This window comes from Pseudomonas sp. JS425 (assembly GCF_018223845.1).
Classification (GTDB): domain Bacteria; phylum Pseudomonadota; class Gammaproteobacteria; order Pseudomonadales; family Pseudomonadaceae; genus Aquipseudomonas; species Aquipseudomonas asiatica.
In genome coordinates, this window is the sequence record NZ_CP073661.1 from 4,162,388 (window position 1) to 4,177,601 (window position 15,214).

Sequence of the window (15,214 nt, forward strand, 5' to 3'; positions counted from 1 at the left end):
CCCCCACATTAAAGCAGAAACATCAGGCCGTCTGGGCAACCACCCTGGCGCGCCGCTGGGTCAGCGAAACCAGCAGGATGAACGCGGTCACCCCGGCGGTCATCAGCGTCTCGTAGCGGTAGGCATCGCTGAACAGCATGTAGCCCAGCACCATGACGATGGTGCCGATCACCAGCCAGGTCAGCCATGGGAACAGCCACATCTTCAGCTCCAGCGGCCGTCCTTCGCGCTCGGCACGGGCCCGCATGCGCAGCTGCGAAACGGCAATCACCAGGTACACCAGCAAGGCGATGGCGCCGGTGGTGGACAGCAGGAAGCCGAATACCTTGCCCGGGAACACATAGTTGACGAAGCACCCGGCAAAGCCGGCCAGGGTCGAGAAGATGACCGCCACAGTCGGTACGCCCGAGCCGGAGATACGCTTGGTAACGCTCAGCGCCTGGCCACGGGCGCCCAGCGAATAGAGCATGCGCGACGCAGTGTACAGGCCCGAGTTCATGCAACTGGTCACGGCAACCAGCACCACGATATCCACCAGCAGCTTGGCGCCCGGCACGTTCAGCACTTCCAGCACGCGCTGGAACGAACCTACCGCTTTGAGGCCCGGGTCGTTCCACGCCACAAGCGACACCACAAGGAAGATCGACGCCAGGTAGAAGATGGCGATGCGGTATACAACAAGGTTGGTAGCGCGGCGGATCTTGTCTTTCGGGTTGGCGGTTTCGTCAGCGGCAATGGTGACGATTTCGGCGCCGAAGAACGAGAAGATGGTGATCAGCACGCCGCCGAGCACGGTGCCGAAACCGTTGGGCATGAAGCCGCCGTTGTCCCACAACCGGCTGACCCCGGACACCTCGGCCAGCGGCCAGACGCCGAACACCGCCAGGCTGCTGACCACGATGAAGGCGATGATCGCCACCACCTTGACCAGCGCGAACCAGTACTCGAAGGCACCGAAGTTCTTCACGCTGATCAGGTTGGTACCCGACAGCACCAGCATGATCAGGAAGGCGAACAGCCACGACGGCACGCCAGGGAAGTAGGCATGCAGGATGTCGGCGCCGGCAATGGCCTCGACCGGAATGATCAGTACCCAGAACCACCAGTACAGCCAGCCGATGGTAAAGCCCGCCCAAGGGCCGATGGCCTCGGAGGCATAGGTGGAAAACGAGCCGCTGTTGGGGTTGGCGATGGCCATTTCACCCAGCATGCGCATCACCAGCAAGACCAGCAGGCCAGTCATGGCGTAGGAGATGAGGATGGCCGGGCCGGCGGTGGCGATGGCGTTGGAAGAACCGATGAACAGGCCGGCGCCGATGATGCCGGCGATGGAGATCATGGATACCTGACGGGACGTCAGGCCGTGCTGCAGGGAGCGCTGTTTGTTGTTTGGCGAAGCCATGAAGAACCCTCGAATGGGTCGGCCGCAGCGGGGCGGCTGAAGACTGGAGCAGAATTCTTATAAATTTCTGATGTTCGTTTTTGTTGTTTTGCAGATGCCGGAAGCGGGTACTGACCTCCTCTTCGCACGACCGGTTGTAATCGTTGATCCAGGTCAGTATTAATCTATAGGCCGAGGTCAACAAACGACCTTTTCGAAACACATGATTCCGTTATGGAATGAACTCCTTCCTTTTTTGCTCGGTATTTGCCCGTCATGTCCAAACGCCTGATGCCTTCGACCACCGCCCTTCAGTGCTTCGAAGCGGCCGCCCGCCACCTCAGCTTCACCCGCGCGGCCCAGGAACTGCACCTCACCCAGAGCGCCGTCAGCAAGCAGGTGGCGCAGCTCGAGGACATGCTGTCGCACTCGCTGTTCCAGCGCATTCGCCGGCGCCTGCACCTGACCCCGGCTGGCGCGCTGTACCTCACCGAAGTGAACAAGATCCTCACCCAGATCGACATTTCCAGCCGCTACATCCTCAGCTACGGCGACGAGACCGAAGTGCTGCGCATCGCCACCCAGCCCACCTTCGGCGCGCGCTGGCTGGTACCTCGGCTGAAGGGTTTTGGCGACCGCTACCCGCGCATTCACCTGGATATCCGCAATGAGCTGGAGCCGTTCGACCTGGTCCAGGCCAAGGCCGACATTGCGTTTTTCTTCGGCCAGGGCACCTGGCCCGGGGCAACCTGCATCGAGCTGTTCAGCGAGGAAGTGGTGCCGGTGTGCAGCCCGCAGCTGCTGGCCAACCACCGGTTCAACAGCGCCCAGGCGCTGACCGAACACCGCCTGTTGCAGTGCGTGTCGCGCCCGGAGGCCTGGCACGAATGGTTCCTGGGGCTGGGGCTGCATAGCCAGAACAGCTACCACGGGCCCCGCTTCGACACGTTCTACCTGTGCATCCGCGCGGCCATTGCCGGCTGCGGCATCGCCCTGATTCCGCGCTACCTGGTGGCCGAAGAGTTGAGCGAGGGCAAGCTGGTGGTGGCCTGGGACCACCCGGTGGCGAGCAATGGCCGGCACTTCATCGCCCATGCCGAGCATGCGGCCGAAGTGCCCAAGGTCAGGGCCTTCGTGCAGTGGATTCGGGAGCGGGTGGCCGAGGGGGACTGATATCACATGGGCGGGCCTCTTCGCGGGTAAACCCGCTCCCACAGGGATCGCACACATTTCAAGCGTGGCGCCGTACCTGTGGGAGCGGGTTTACCCGCGAAGAGGCCAGTGCTAGTAATACAAAATCAGCCAAGATCAAGAATCCAGGGAATGACCGCAATCGAATAATTCGTTTGCGGAATAACCTGCCAACACGCTTGGATAATAAGAAATTCGAACAAAGGTCCGCGTGCCCATGAACCAGGAAAGTATCAGCCAATCCATTGCCATCGTTCACCCGATCACACTTTCCCATGGCCGTGATGCCGAAGTCTGGGACACCGACGGCAAACGCTACATCGACTTCGTCGGCGGTATCGGTGTACTCAACCTGGGCCACTGCAACCCGGCCGTGGTCGAAGCGATCCAGGCCCAGGCCGCTCGCCTGACCCACTACGCCTTCAACGCAGCCCCCCACGGCCCATACCTGGCGCTGATGGAACAACTGAGCCAATTCGTACCGGTCAGCTACCCATTGGCCGGCATGCTCACCAACAGCGGCGCGGAAGCTGCGGAAAACGCCCTGAAAGTGGCCCGTGGTGCCACCGGCAAACGCGCCATCATCGCCTTCGACGGCGGCTTCCACGGTCGCACCCTGGCCACCCTGAACCTCAACGGCAAGGTCGCCCCATACAAGCAGCGGGTCGGTGAACTGCCGGGGCCGGTGTACCACCTGCCCTACCCCAGCGCCGACACCGGGGTTACCTGCGAACAGGCCCTCAAGGCCATGGACCGCCTGTTCAGCGTCGAGCTGGCAGTGGAGGACGTGGCGGCGTTCATCTTCGAGCCGGTGCAGGGCGAAGGCGGCTTCCTCGCCCTTGACCCAGCCTTCGCCCAGGCCCTGCGCCGCTTCTGCGACGAGCACGGCATCCTGATCATCATCGACGAGATCCAGTCGGGCTTCGGCCGCACCGGCCAGCGCTTCGCCTTCCCGCGTCTGGGCATCGAGCCCGACCTGCTGCTGTTGGCCAAGAGCATTGCCGGCGGCATGCCGCTGGGTGCGGTGGTCGGGCGCAAGGAGTTGATGGCAGCGCTGCCCAAGGGCGGCCTGGGTGGCACCTACTCAGGCAACCCGATCGCCTGCGCAGCGGCCCTGGCCAGTCTGGCGCAGATGACCGACGAGAACGTCGCTACCTGGGGTGAGCGCCAGGAGCAGGCAATCGTGCGCCGCTTCGAGCGTTGGAAGGCCTCGGGACTGAGCCCGTTCATCGGCCGCCTCACCGGCGTCGGCGCGATGCGCGGGATCGAGTTCGTCAATGCCGACGGCAGCCCGGCACCGGCGCAACTGGCCAAGGTGATGGAAGCGGCGCGGGCCAAGGGCCTGTTGCTGATGCCCAGCGGCAAGGCGCGGCAGATCATCCGCCTGCTGGCACCGCTGACCATCGAGGCCGAAGTGCTCGAGGAGGGCCTGGATATCCTCGAGCAGTGCCTGGCGGAGCTGGGCTCCTGAGAGGAACGGGGGCTTAAAGACCCAGTTCCTGCGGGGTGAGCATGTCGGACTCGAAGGCAATCCAGCCGCCTTCGAGTTCGGCGTGCCCGTTGACGATCGGGCCGTAGTAGGTCAGGCCGTTCTCCAGGGTCACGCAGATGTGCGTGGCGTTCTTTTCGGGGGCTGCGAGCGTACCGACGAAATGCACCTTCTTCAGCGTTTCGGTCACCGCTTCCAGACCAACGCGCATATTGGGGTTTTCCGAGGCCTCGGCGTCGCCGCCACGGTCTTCGGCGCTGACGGTGATGGTGGCGATGTACGGGTACTTGGTGCTCAAGCGGGTTACCTCTGTGGGTGTATAGGCGTATGGGCGCGTAGAGTACGGCAGGTGATCTCTATTGTCTCTACTGGCCTCTTCGCGGGTAAACCCGCTCCTACAGTGACCGCACATTGCCCAAGGCCTGCGCAGTATCCGCGAAGAGGCCGGGCCTGCGAAAGGTGATCTGAGAGGCCCGATCTGTTAGGGTGCCCGCCGATGCACGCCACACCACACGAGGATCCCTAGTGAGCGCCGAAGAACCCCTGATCGCCGACCTGTTCGAAGTCGACAAACGCCTGTCCCTCAAGCCCGTGGTGGACTTCAACAGCTACCTGCGCAACGCCTTCGGCGAAGGCCCGTGCCGTTGCCATCGCTGCACCGAAGGGGGCGACCAAGGCACCTACAGCCACGCCCACACCTTCACCTTCGACGGCCGCCAATGGCACCGCCGCTTTGCCAGCACCTCCGGCAGCGACGTCGCCCAAGCCCTGAAAAAGGCCTGGCTGTCGTACACCAAGGCCGATCTCAACCTGGTCGGCGCACTGGACCTGGCCACCCTCAAGACCTTCACCGAAGCGGCCCTGCACACGCGCCTGCTGGCCCTGCTGCCTGCCAGCGGCCTGGCCCGCGAAGTGGATGGCCAGTGGCTGCTGCAAGCCCTGGCCGACTGACGGCCCGGCGGTAAAGCAGGATTCTCCCGTTCTGCTACCGTGGGAGAATCCGCTCATCCGCAGGTAGTCCGCCATGGCCCGTACAACGCCCATCGAGCTGTATCGCAATATCGGTATCGTCGCCCACGTGGACGCCGGCAAGACCACGACCACCGAGCGGATCCTGTTCTACACCGGGGTCAACCACAAGATGGGCGAAGTGCACGATGGTGCCGCGACCATGGACTGGATGGCCCAGGAGCAGGAGCGCGGCATCACCATCACCTCGGCGGCGACCACTGCCTTCTGGCAGGGCTCGACCAAGCAGTTCGCCCACAAGTATCGCTTCAACATCATTGACACCCCGGGCCACGTCGACTTCACCATCGAGGTGGAGCGCTCGCTGCGCGTGCTCGATGGCGCGGTAGTAGTGTTCAGCGGCGCGGACGGGGTCGAACCGCAGTCCGAGACCGTATGGCGCCAGGCCAACAAGTACCACGTGCCGCGCCTGGCCTACATCAACAAGATGGACCGCCAGGGCGCCGACTTCCTGCGCGTGGTCAAGCAGATCGACCAGCGCCTGGGCCACCACCCGGTGCCGATCCAGCTGGCCATCGGCAGTGAAGAGAACTTCATCGGCCAGATCGACCTGGTGAAGATGAAGGCCATCTACTGGAACGATGCCGACCAGGGCACCAGCTACCGCGAAGAAGACATCCCTGCCGAGCTGCAGGCACTGGCCGACGAGTGGCGCGCGCACATGGTCGAGGCAGCGGCCGAGGCCAATGACGAGCTCACCATGAAGTTTCTCGAAGGTCAGGAACTGAGCGTCGACGAAATCAAGGCCGCACTGCGCCAACGCACCATCGCCAACGAAATCGTGCCGACCATCCTCGGCTCGTCGTTCAAGAACAAGGGCGTGCCACTGATGCTCGATGCGGTCATCGACTACCTGCCCGCCCCGTCGGAGATTCCGGCCATCAAGGGCACCGACCCGGATGACGAAGAAAAGCACCTGGAGCGACACGCCGACGACAGCGAGCCGTTCTCGGCCCTGGCATTCAAGATCGCCACCGACCCGTTCGTCGGCACCCTGACCTTCGCCCGGGTGTACTCCGGCGTGCTCAGCTCCGGCAACGCGGTGCTCAACTCGGTAAAGGGCAAGAAGGAACGCATCGGCCGCATGGTGCAGATGCATGCCAACCAGCGCGCCGAAATCAAGGATGTGTGCGCCGGCGACATCGCCGCGCTGATCGGCATGAAGGACGTGACCACCGGCGACACCCTGTGCGACATGGACAAGCCGATCATCCTCGAACGCATGGACTTCCCCGACCCGGTAATTTCCGTGGCGGTGGAGCCGAAGACCAAGGCCGACCAGGAAAAAATGGGCATCGCCCTGGGCAAGCTGGCCCAGGAAGACCCGTCATTCCGCGTGCGCACCGACGAGGAGACCGGCCAGACCATTATCTCGGGCATGGGCGAGTTGCACCTGGACATCATCGTCGACCGCATGCGCCGCGAGTTCAACGTCGAGGCCAACATTGGCAAGCCACAGGTGGCCTACCGAGAGAAAATCCGCAACACCTGCGAGATCGAGGGCCGCTTCGTCCGCCAGTCCGGCGGCCGGGGCCAGTACGGCCACTGCTGGATCCGCTTCGCCCCCGGCGACGAGGGCAAGGAAGGCCTGGAGTTCATCAACGAGATCGTTGGCGGCGTGGTCCCACGCGAATACATCCCGGCTATCCAGAAAGGCATCGAGGAGCAGATGAAGAACGGCGTGCTGGCCGGCTACCCGCTGATCAACCTGAAGGCGGCGGTGTTCGACGGCTCGTACCACGATGTCGACTCGAACGAAATGGCCTACAAGATCGCCGCCTCGATGGCCACCAAGCAGCTGTCGCAGAAAGGTGGGGCGGTGTTGCTGGAGCCGGTGATGAAGGTGGAAGTGGTGACCCCGGAGGAGTACCAGGGTGACATCCTCGGCGACCTGAGCCGGCGCCGCGGGATGATCCAGGACGGTGACGAAACGCCGGCCGGCAAGGTGATCCGTGCCGAGGTGCCGCTGGGCGAGATGTTCGGCTACGCCACCTCGATGCGCTCCATGACCCAGGGCCGGGCCAGCTTCTCGATGGAGTTCACCCGTTATGCCGAGGCACCGGCGAGCATTGCCGATGCCATCGTCAAGAAGAACCGCGGGGAGTGATTCGTTCGCCTGTGCTGGCCTCTTCGCGGCTAAAGCCGCTCCTACAGGGGATATGCGTTCCCTGTGGGAGCGGCTTTAGCCGCGAAGAGGCCAGCACAGGCAACAACCCTTCTCAGTGCTGCTCCCCAGCCCGCTTCAGCAGCTTCTTGCAGCGCTCGGACAAATGCACCACCCGCAACTGCTTGCCCGCCCTCGCATACCGCTCCCGCAAGGTCTTCAACGCCGCAATCGCCGAATAATCGACAAAGCTCAAATGCTGGCAATCCAGGGTCACCTTGTCCGGGTCGTTAGCCGGGTCGAACTGGTTCAGGAACACCGTAGTCGAGGCAAAGAACAGCGTGCCATGCACCTGGTAATGCTTGCCCTCCTCTGCATCCTCATGGCTGTCGGCATACAGCTCCCGCGCATGCTGCCAGGCAAAGTTCACCGCCGCGATGACGATGCCGAACAGCACCGCCACGGCCAGATCGGTGAACACGGTGACCACGGTCACCGCGATGATCGCCAGCACATCGCTCAGCGGCACCTTGTGCAGCACCCGCAAAGACGCCCAGGCAAAGGTCTGCTGCGCCACCACGAACATCACCCCGACCAGCGCCGCCAGCGGAATACGCTCGATCAACGGCGACAGGAACAACACGAACAGCAAGACCATAACCCCGGCCACCACCCCCGATAGCCGACCACGGCCATTGGAGCTGAGGTTGATCATGGTCTGGCCGATCATCGCGCAACCACCCATGCCACCGCACAGGCCGGAAACCATGTTGGCCGCGCCCAGCGCCACGCACTCGCGGTCCGGGTAGCCACGGCTCTCGGTGATTTCATCGGTCAGGTTGAGCGTAAGCAGGGTCTCAAGCAGGCCGACCATGGCCATCAGCACCGCATAGGGGGCGATGATCTTGAGGGTCTCGAGGTTCCACGGCACGTCCGGCAGGGCCAGCTGCGGCAGGCCACCGGCGATGCGCGCCATATCGCCCAGGGTGCGTGTGGGCAGGCCAAGCAGGTACACCAGCAAACCAACGCCAAGGATCGCCACCAGCGCTGGCGGCACCGTACGGGTCAACTTCGGCAGCACGTAGACCACCGCCATGGTCAGCGCCACCAGTCCAATCATCAGGTACAGCGGCGTACCGCTGAGCCAGTGCCCGCCCTCCTTGAAGTGTTCCAGTTGGGCCAAGGCGATAACGATGGCCAGGCCGTTGACGAAGCCGAGCATCACCGGGTAAGGCACCAACCGCACCAGCTTGCCCAGGCGCAGCAAGCCGAACAGGATCATCACTACGCCGCCCAGCAAAACCGTGGCCAGCAGGTACTGCGCACCGTGCTGCACCACCAGCGCAACGATCACCACCGCCATCGAGCCGGCGGCACCGGAAATCATCCCCGGTCGACCACCGAAAAGCGCCGTCAGGGTGCAGATGATGAAGGCGCCATACAGGCCCATCAGCGGGTTCAGGTGAGCCACCAGGGCAAAGGCGATGCACTCGGGCACCAAGGCGAACGAGGTGGTCAGGCCGGCGAGCACGTCGGCGCGAAGTCGGGCGGGTTTCATGGGCATCCTGTGAGGCAATCCGGGCGGACGGTACAAAAACAAGGGGCGCGATGTTACGGAATTTGTCTGACAGCGGCCACCGCTCAAGGGGTTCTGTAACGTGAAACCAGCAGAAGCTGGGCAAATTTGCCATCATGAACATTCCCCCTGCGGAGATCATGGACATGCCGCTACGCCCCCTATTCGCCGCCTTGCTGCTGGCCGCCAGCCTCACCGCCCAGGCCGCCACCGAGGTATTGCCGCTACAACACCGCAGCAGCGCCGAACTGCTGCCCGCCGCCCAGGCATTCATCGGCAAGGACGGCACGGTCAGCGCCTTCGAGAACAAGCTGATCGTCAACGCCAGCCCCGAACGCATCGACGACCTGCGCACCCTGCTGCAACAACTGGATACCGCACCCAAGCGCCTGCTGATCAGCGTCGACAACAACGACAGCAACTTCCAGGACAACCGTGGCAACGCGCGCGTCATCCACTATGGCACCAGCAACCGTGACGGCGGCATGCAGCAGATTCAGGCCAGCGAAGGCCAGCCGGCGCTGATCCAGATTGGCCAGAGCATCCCGATCACCAGCACCAGCACCGACGGCTACGGGCGCATCCAGAGCAATACCGAATACCGCAACGTGACCCAGGGTTTCTACGTCACCCCCAGCTTGAGTGGCGATACGGTTCGTCTGCAAATAAGCACGAATAATGACCGTATCAGCCAGGAACGTGCTGATGTAGTGAAAGTGCAAAGCACCGACACGACAATTACCGGAAAGCTCGGAGAATGGATCACCCTGGCCGGCTACAACCAGCAGAGCCAAGCCGACCGTAGCGCCTCAAGCCACAGTTACAGCACCCAACGGGGTGAAAACATGACTTTGCGCGACAAAGTCGACCTTCTCGACTAATCCCAGGCAATTCAAGGCCTCGACCAAAGGCCTTGAAACTGACTGCCAAGTCGCATTAGACCAAAGATGTAGTAAGTGAAAAAAACCACTACAAAACATTTGACAGGGTCTTTTTCCCAAGGGCATGATGGCCTCGCTCCCGCTAATCAGGGGCCCTGGCAAGGGCCTTCGAGGCGCGTTCCTCCCACCCCTGGAGGCGTCTCGTGTCTATACGGCCCACAAGGCGGTTCGACGGGATTGCGACTGCAACGAAGAAGTTGTCCCGAGGGACGGAAGCGCATCACCGCAGTACTGGCAATCGCGTAGCACCGCAGCAAGGCAACCACGAGCCGACCTGCCGGAGCACCCTTTCGCCTGGCCTGCACACCCTTCCCCTTCGAGCCTTCGCGTTCGCCGCCGCACTCCTGCGAACAGGACAGCCGCCAGCTCCTGATCTGCTCCGAGCATCAGCACAATTACCCCAAGATCGATGCGACGAGGTTTATTTCCATGGCACTGACACGCGAACAGCAAATTGCAGCCCTCGAGAAAGACTGGGCCGAGAACCCGCGCTGGAAAGGCGTGACCCGTACCTACACCGCCGCTGATGTCGTTCGCCTGCGTGGCTCCCTGCAGCCGGAGCACACCCTGGCCCGCCTGGGTGCAGAAAAACTGTGGAAGCTGGTCACCGAAGGTGCCCACCCGTCCTTCCGCCCAGAAAAAGATTTCGTCAACTGCATGGGCGCCCTGACCGGCGGCCAGGCAGTGCAGCAGGTCAAGGCCGGCATCCAGGCCATCTACCTGTCCGGCTGGCAGGTTGCCGCCGACAACAACTCGGCCGAGTCCATGTACCCTGACCAGTCGCTGTACCCGGTCGACTCGGTACCGACCGTGGTCAAGCGCATCAACAACGCCTTCCGCCGCGCCGACCAGATCCAGTGGAAAGCCGGCAAGAACCCGGGCGACGATGGCTACATCGACTACTTCGCACCGATCGTGGCCGACGCCGAAGCCGGTTTCGGTGGCGTACTGAACGCCTACGAGCTGATGAAGAACATGATCGAAGCAGGCGCCGCAGGTGTGCACTTCGAAGACCAGCTGGCCTCGGTGAAAAAATGCGGCCACATGGGTGGCAAGGTACTGGTACCGACCCAGGAAGCCGTGCAAAAGCTGGTGGCCGCGCGCCTGGCAGCTGACGTATCGGGCGTGCCGACCATCATCCTGGCCCGTACCGACGCCAACGCCGCCGACCTGCTGACCAGCGACTGCGACCCGTACGACCAGCCGTTCGTGATTGGCGAGCGCACCCGTGAAGGCTTCTACAAGGTACGCGCCGGCCTCGACCAGGCCATCGCCCGCGGCCTGGCCTACGCGCCGTACGCCGACCTGATCTGGTGCGAAACCGCCAAGCCGGACCTGGACGAAGCCCGCCGCTTCGCCGAAGCGATCAAGAAGGAGTATCCGGACCAGATCCTGTCGTACAACTGCTCGCCTTCCTTCAACTGGAAGAAGAACCTGGACGACGCGACCATCGCCAAGTTCCAGCGCGAGCTGTCGGCAATGGGCTACAAGCACCAGTTCATCACCCTGGCCGGCATCCACAACATGTGGCACGGCATGTTCAACCTGGCGCACGACTACGCCCGCAACGACATGACCGCCTACGTGAAGCTGCAGGAGCAGGAATTCGCTGACGCCAACAAAGGCTACACCTTCGTGGCGCACCAGCAAGAAGTGGGCACTGGCTACTTCGACGACATGACCACCGTAATTCAGGGTGGCGCATCGTCGGTGACTGCACTGACCGGTTCGACCGAGGAAGAGCAGTTCCACTGATAGTGGGTTGCTGTTGAAGAAAGGCCCGAGGCTTGTTAATGCCCCGGGCCTTTCTTTTTGGTCTGTACCACACCCTTCAAGGACAACAGGTTAGCGCCGAACATGCGGGAGCGGCCTTGCGTCGCGAAAGGGCCGCAAAGCGGCCCCGGCAATCTTGCGATGATGCACAAATCCCGGGGGCGCTTCGCACCCCAATCGCGACGCAAGGCCGCTCCCACAGGAGAAATCGCGCCTGTCGGTAGCACCTCAGTGTTTCATGCCCAGCTCGGCATCATCCATCAGCGCCTTGGCCATCGCGCTCAGATAGTGGGCGGCCCAGATCATCATCGGCTTCTCATCCATCAGGCCGGTGATGGTCAGTTCGCGCACATAGCCCATCAGCTCCGAGGACTGCTCGCGGGCATCCCGACAAGGAATGCCGGGCTCGATGCGGAACAATGGGTGGGTGCCGTGTTCGCCTTGGTAGAAGGTGGTCTTGCCGACAGTGAATTGGGTGTCTTCTGTGGTCATTTTTGAATCCCCTGAAAATTCTCGACTGCCTGGACGGGCCCTTTCGCGGGTAAACCCGCTCCCACAGGGACTGTGCAAGCCCTGAAGACTGTGGTGATCCTGTGGGAGATCACCCAGCCCTTCCGGGCTGCGCTGTCGCGCAGCAAACATGAGGCGCATGACTTCAGATCTGTGGCAGCGCTGACATTTTGAAAAAGAAAAGGCGGCTGGCCTATTAGGGCCAGCCGCCTTTCGCTTTGTTAGGGTTTGAGCGCGCGGGACAGAGATCGTAGCCAGCACTGGTGTGTGTCAGCACACCCGCGTGGGAGAGTGATCCGCACGGTATCGGCGTGAAGTCCCTGTAGGCATCAGCTGAATCAGCTGTGACCACGTATGAGAGAGTGAACCCTTTCGCCACCGTGTGCCCCGCGCGCCCTTTATCCTGCGAGTATTCACCATGGCGCGCAAGCCTTCCAAGCAACGCTTCACCATCGTTCATCCCGACTGCGCTGCGATTGATGTAGGTAGTCGAGAACACTTTGTCGCGGTTGATCCCCAGTACGAGAACGCCGTTCAGTCATTCACGTCCTTTACCGACGACTTGTACAAGCTGGCCGATTGGCTCGATAGCTTGGCCATCAAGGTCGTAGCCATGGAGTCCACAGGCGTTTACTGGATTCCGATTTACGAAATCCTCAGCGAACGGGGATTCGAGGTCTATCTTGTTAATGCCCGAGCTACCCGGCAAATAACTGGACGCAAGTCTGACGTGCTGGATTGCCAATGGATCTGGCAACTGATGACTCATGGTCTCTTGCGAGGCGCTTTTCGCCCAAGCGACCCAACATGCTGCGTTCGCTCACTGGTCAGGCAACGGGCTTTCAAAGTGAAAGACCAGGCTCAAACCTTGAACCGGATACAGAAGGCACTGAGCCAAATGAACATCCAGTTGGCCAATGTCATCAGTGATATTTCAGGCGTGACGGGCATGAGAATTTTGCGAGCAATCATCGCGGGTGAGCGAGATCCTGTTCGATTGGCTGAGCTGACCGATGGCCGCATCAAGGCAGGTAAAGACACCATTGCGCGTAGCCTGCATGGCAATTGGCGACGAGAGCACCTGCATGCATTGGCGCAGGAGCTCGCAGCCTATGACTTTCTTGAGCAACAGATCGCTGAATGCGATGCCGTCATCGGAAAGGCATTGGAACAACTACCCGTACTAGAGCATGAACCACAACCACCCAGGAAAGCGCTGCGAAGCCCACACCGGACGAGCGCTCAACAGGCAGCGCTACACCAAGCCCTCTGGCAGGTGCTAGGGGTCGATTTGACCGCTATTCCAACAATTGGCGTGGACACCGCCCTGGTGCTGGCGGGAGAGATCGGCTCTGATCTCTCACGATTTCCATCATCCCAGCACTTTTGCTCCTGGCTAGGGTTGGCCCCGCCGACTCGTATCTCAGGCGGCCGCCAGCTATCAGGGGGCGGTCCTAAGGTCATTAACCGAGCGGCACAGGCGCTCAAGCAGGCCGCTTCAAATGCACGCAACGACAAGGGTTTCATCGGGGCATCGCATCGAGCCAGATTGACTCGCATGGACACCAGTTGCGCCATCAAAGCCACTGCACACCAACTGGCTCGACTGGTCTACACACTGCTGACAAAAAAACAGACTTATGTTGAACAGGGGCTCGAAGCATTCGAAGCCAAAAGCCAAGACCGACAGCTTCGGGCTTTGCTTCGCAAAGCCCGAAAGCTGGGATATCAATTGGTGGCAGCCTAAGGTGCTTAAAAAACAGCGGGTTGCATTTTGTTTGATGAGAGCGGGTTCACCCGCAAAGAGGCCCGCCCAGACAACACATCACTCAAGCCTCAGTGCAAAGTCCGAGGCTCAGCAGGCATCTGCACCTGAATCAATGCCGACTCAAGCAAAGCCCGCAGCGCCTCAAGCTCATGCATCGAGGTCATCATCAGGATCGACGCCGGTGATCTGGGCTGCAGCAGCAAGGCCTGATGCACCACGGCGCCGCGCACAGTGCGTAGTCGGTGGCCTGGATCAGGGTGTCTTCGAGGGAATGGGGGTTGCGGGGTGGATCGGGGACAACTTTCAGCATAGCTATTTACCTTCTATGGCCGGGCACCCGCCTGCTGTCAAACAGAAGGGTGGCAGCTGTACGTGGGTTGACAGACCGGCGGAAATAGCTAAGTTCCGGCGCACGCAAGCGTGCCCGCACGCACAGCCACCATAAGGGCGAGCCGCACACTATTTACCGTCACAGCCTGTCAAAGCTGTATCGTTGATGAGCAACGACATGCCGAGACTAGAGCGCTGCCTGAGCAGCGGCAACGGAAAATGCGCGGCAGGAGTATGTTTGGGAAATGGCCTACATGGATGCGGATTCCACGCCATTCGGACACTCAGCCCACGCTGATCCGGACACCTGTTCCACGATCATTCGGACAGGCAGTCGGAGCGCAGCGACGCAGGGGTTGCATTGTTAGTCTGAGGCGCCCGGCGCCGTCAATTTCTTCACCCGCTTTCTCATCGACTCGCCCTTGAGGTTGATCCGGTAGGCGTTGTGCACCAGGCGGTCGAGGATGGCATCGGCCAGGGTTGGATCGCCGATCAGTTCGTGCCAGTTGTCCACGGGCATTTGGCTGGTCACGAGGGTCGAGCGCTGGCCGTAGCGGTCGTCCAGTAGCTCCAGCATGTCGCGGCGCTGTTCGGCGGTGAACGGGGCCAGGCCCCAGTCATCAAGGATCAGCAGGTCGGTCTTGGCATAGCCGCTCATCAGCTTGGCGAAGCGCCCGTCGCCATGGGCTAGGCCCAACTCTTCCAACAGGCGCGGCAAGCGCAGGTAACGCACGCTGTAACCCTCTCGGCAGGCCTGGTGTGCCAGGGCGCAGGCCAGCCAGGTTTTACCCACGCCGGTGGGCCCGTTGATGATCAGGTTGAGTCCGTCGCGTAACCACTGACCGCTGCTCAGCTGGAGGATCAGCGCCTTGTCGAGTCCGCGCGGGCTGCGGTAGTCGATGTCTTCGAGGCAGGCGTTGTGCTTGAGCCGGGCCTGACGCAGGCGGCTGCTGAGGCGCTTGTCGTCGCGTTCGGTCAGTTCGCGGTCGACCAGCAGGCCGAGGCGTTCCACGAAGCTCAGGCTGTCGATGTCGGGGGTTTTCAGTTGCTCGGCGAGTGCCTTGAGCATGCCGGTCAGGCGCAGGGTCTGGAGCTTGTCCAGGGTCGGATGGGGCAGCATGG

12 protein-coding genes and 1 pseudogene are annotated in these 15,214 nt (G+C 61.9%); 7 read left to right on the forward strand and 6 right to left on the reverse strand.

Annotation, left to right across the window (positions count from 1 at the left end; genetic code table 11):
* Positions 1 to 22 precede the first annotated feature (22 nt).
* On the reverse strand, positions 23 to 1,402 hold the full coding sequence (locus KDB76_RS19370) for an amino acid permease (RefSeq protein WP_013973373.1): 1,380 nt from the start codon (positions 1,400 to 1,402) through the stop codon (positions 23 to 25).
* Positions 1,403 to 1,657: 255 nt separating this feature from the next.
* On the opposite strand from KDB76_RS19370, the gene gcvA reads away from it, so the two are divergent.
* A complete protein-coding gene (gene gcvA, locus KDB76_RS19375; protein WP_013973374.1) occupies positions 1,658 to 2,554 on the forward strand; it encodes a transcriptional regulator GcvA in 897 nt (298 codons plus the stop codon).
* A 235-nt stretch (positions 2,555 to 2,789) separates the two neighbouring features.
* Positions 2,790 to 4,043 (forward strand): aspartate aminotransferase family protein, encoded by a 1,254-nt coding sequence (locus KDB76_RS19380; RefSeq protein WP_038409983.1) that lies wholly within the window; start codon positions 2,790 to 2,792, stop codon positions 4,041 to 4,043.
* Between the two features lie 13 nt (positions 4,044 to 4,056).
* On the opposite strand, the gene KDB76_RS19385 is transcribed toward KDB76_RS19380, so the two are convergent.
* Positions 4,057 to 4,359, reverse strand: coding sequence for a hypothetical protein (locus KDB76_RS19385; RefSeq protein ID WP_013973376.1), 303 nt, complete (start codon positions 4,357 to 4,359; stop codon positions 4,057 to 4,059).
* 227 nt (positions 4,360 to 4,586) lie between these two features.
* Here KDB76_RS19385 and KDB76_RS19390 point away from each other — a divergent pair, with 227 nt between their 5' ends.
* Together KDB76_RS19390 and fusA are read left to right on the forward strand one after the other, a co-directional pair.
* The gene (locus KDB76_RS19390) at positions 4,587 to 5,012 is read left to right on the forward strand and encodes a hypothetical protein (RefSeq protein ID WP_003260997.1); all 426 of its coding nucleotides are present in this window, start codon (positions 4,587 to 4,589) and stop codon (positions 5,010 to 5,012) included.
* Positions 5,013 to 5,085: 73 nt separating this feature from the next.
* Positions 5,086 to 7,197, forward strand: a complete 2,112-nt coding sequence (gene fusA, locus KDB76_RS19395; RefSeq protein WP_013973378.1) for an elongation factor G — start codon at positions 5,086 to 5,088, stop codon at positions 7,195 to 7,197.
* Between the two features lie 112 nt (positions 7,198 to 7,309).
* On the opposite strand, the gene KDB76_RS19400 is transcribed toward fusA, so the two are convergent.
* On the reverse strand, positions 7,310 to 8,752 hold the full coding sequence (locus KDB76_RS19400; RefSeq protein WP_023660663.1) for a SulP family inorganic anion transporter: 1,443 nt from the start codon (positions 8,750 to 8,752) through the stop codon (positions 7,310 to 7,312).
* Between the two features lie 164 nt (positions 8,753 to 8,916).
* On the opposite strand from KDB76_RS19400, the gene KDB76_RS19405 reads away from it, so the two are divergent.
* Together KDB76_RS19405 and aceA are read left to right on the forward strand one after the other, a co-directional pair.
* A complete protein-coding gene (locus KDB76_RS19405; protein WP_038409984.1) occupies positions 8,917 to 9,651 on the forward strand; it encodes a secretin N-terminal domain-containing protein in 735 nt (244 codons plus the stop codon).
* A gap of 489 nt (positions 9,652 to 10,140) precedes the next feature.
* The gene (gene aceA, locus KDB76_RS19410; RefSeq protein ID WP_013973380.1) at positions 10,141 to 11,466 is read left to right on the forward strand and encodes an isocitrate lyase; all 1,326 of its coding nucleotides are present in this window, start codon (positions 10,141 to 10,143) and stop codon (positions 11,464 to 11,466) included.
* A gap of 246 nt (positions 11,467 to 11,712) precedes the next feature.
* Here the strand turns inward: aceA and KDB76_RS19415 are convergent, their stop codons facing one another.
* The gene (locus KDB76_RS19415; protein WP_013973381.1) at positions 11,713 to 11,976 is read right to left on the reverse strand and encodes a DUF3077 domain-containing protein; all 264 of its coding nucleotides are present in this window, start codon (positions 11,974 to 11,976) and stop codon (positions 11,713 to 11,715) included.
* 436 nt (positions 11,977 to 12,412) lie between these two features.
* Between KDB76_RS19415 and KDB76_RS19420 the strand changes: the two genes are divergently transcribed.
* Complete coding sequence (locus KDB76_RS19420; RefSeq protein ID WP_038410380.1) at positions 12,413 to 13,741, forward strand: IS110 family transposase; 1,329 nt, start codon at positions 12,413 to 12,415, stop codon at positions 13,739 to 13,741.
* An 89-nt stretch (positions 13,742 to 13,830) separates the two neighbouring features.
* On the opposite strand, the pseudogene KDB76_RS19425 reads toward KDB76_RS19420, so the two are convergent.
* A pseudogene (locus tag KDB76_RS19425) lies at positions 13,831 to 14,072 on the reverse strand (hypothetical protein).
* Positions 14,073 to 14,456: 384 nt separating this feature from the next.
* Positions 14,457 to 15,212, reverse strand: coding sequence for an IS21-like element helper ATPase IstB (gene istB, locus KDB76_RS19430; RefSeq protein WP_038408850.1), 756 nt, complete (start codon positions 15,210 to 15,212; stop codon positions 14,457 to 14,459).
* Positions 15,213 to 15,214: the final 2 nt, after the last annotated feature.

What these genes read in the sequence shown, in the direction of transcription:
- KDB76_RS19415 (WP_013973381.1), bottom strand. Translation starts at nt 11,976, where the DNA reads ATGACCACAGAAGACACCCAATTCACTGTCGGCAAGACCACCTTCTAC.
- KDB76_RS19380 (WP_038409983.1), top strand. Translation starts at nt 2,790, where the DNA reads ATGAACCAGGAAAGTATCAGCCAATCCATTGCCATCGTTCACCCGATC.
- istB (WP_038408850.1), bottom strand. Translation starts at nt 15,212, where the DNA reads ATGCTGCCCCATCCGACCCTGGACAAGCTCCAGACCCTGCGCCTGACC.
- gcvA (WP_013973374.1), top strand. Translation starts at nt 1,658, where the DNA reads ATGTCCAAACGCCTGATGCCTTCGACCACCGCCCTTCAGTGCTTCGAA.
- KDB76_RS19400 (WP_023660663.1), bottom strand. Translation starts at nt 8,752, where the DNA reads ATGAAACCCGCCCGACTTCGCGCCGACGTGCTCGCCGGCCTGACCACC.
- KDB76_RS19420 (WP_038410380.1), top strand. Translation starts at nt 12,413, where the DNA reads ATGGCGCGCAAGCCTTCCAAGCAACGCTTCACCATCGTTCATCCCGAC.
- KDB76_RS19370 (WP_013973373.1), bottom strand. Translation starts at nt 1,402, where the DNA reads ATGGCTTCGCCAAACAACAAACAGCGCTCCCTGCAGCACGGCCTGACG.
- aceA (WP_013973380.1), top strand. Translation starts at nt 10,141, where the DNA reads ATGGCACTGACACGCGAACAGCAAATTGCAGCCCTCGAGAAAGACTGG.
- KDB76_RS19405 (WP_038409984.1), top strand. Translation starts at nt 8,917, where the DNA reads ATGCCGCTACGCCCCCTATTCGCCGCCTTGCTGCTGGCCGCCAGCCTC.
- fusA (WP_013973378.1), top strand. Translation starts at nt 5,086, where the DNA reads ATGGCCCGTACAACGCCCATCGAGCTGTATCGCAATATCGGTATCGTC.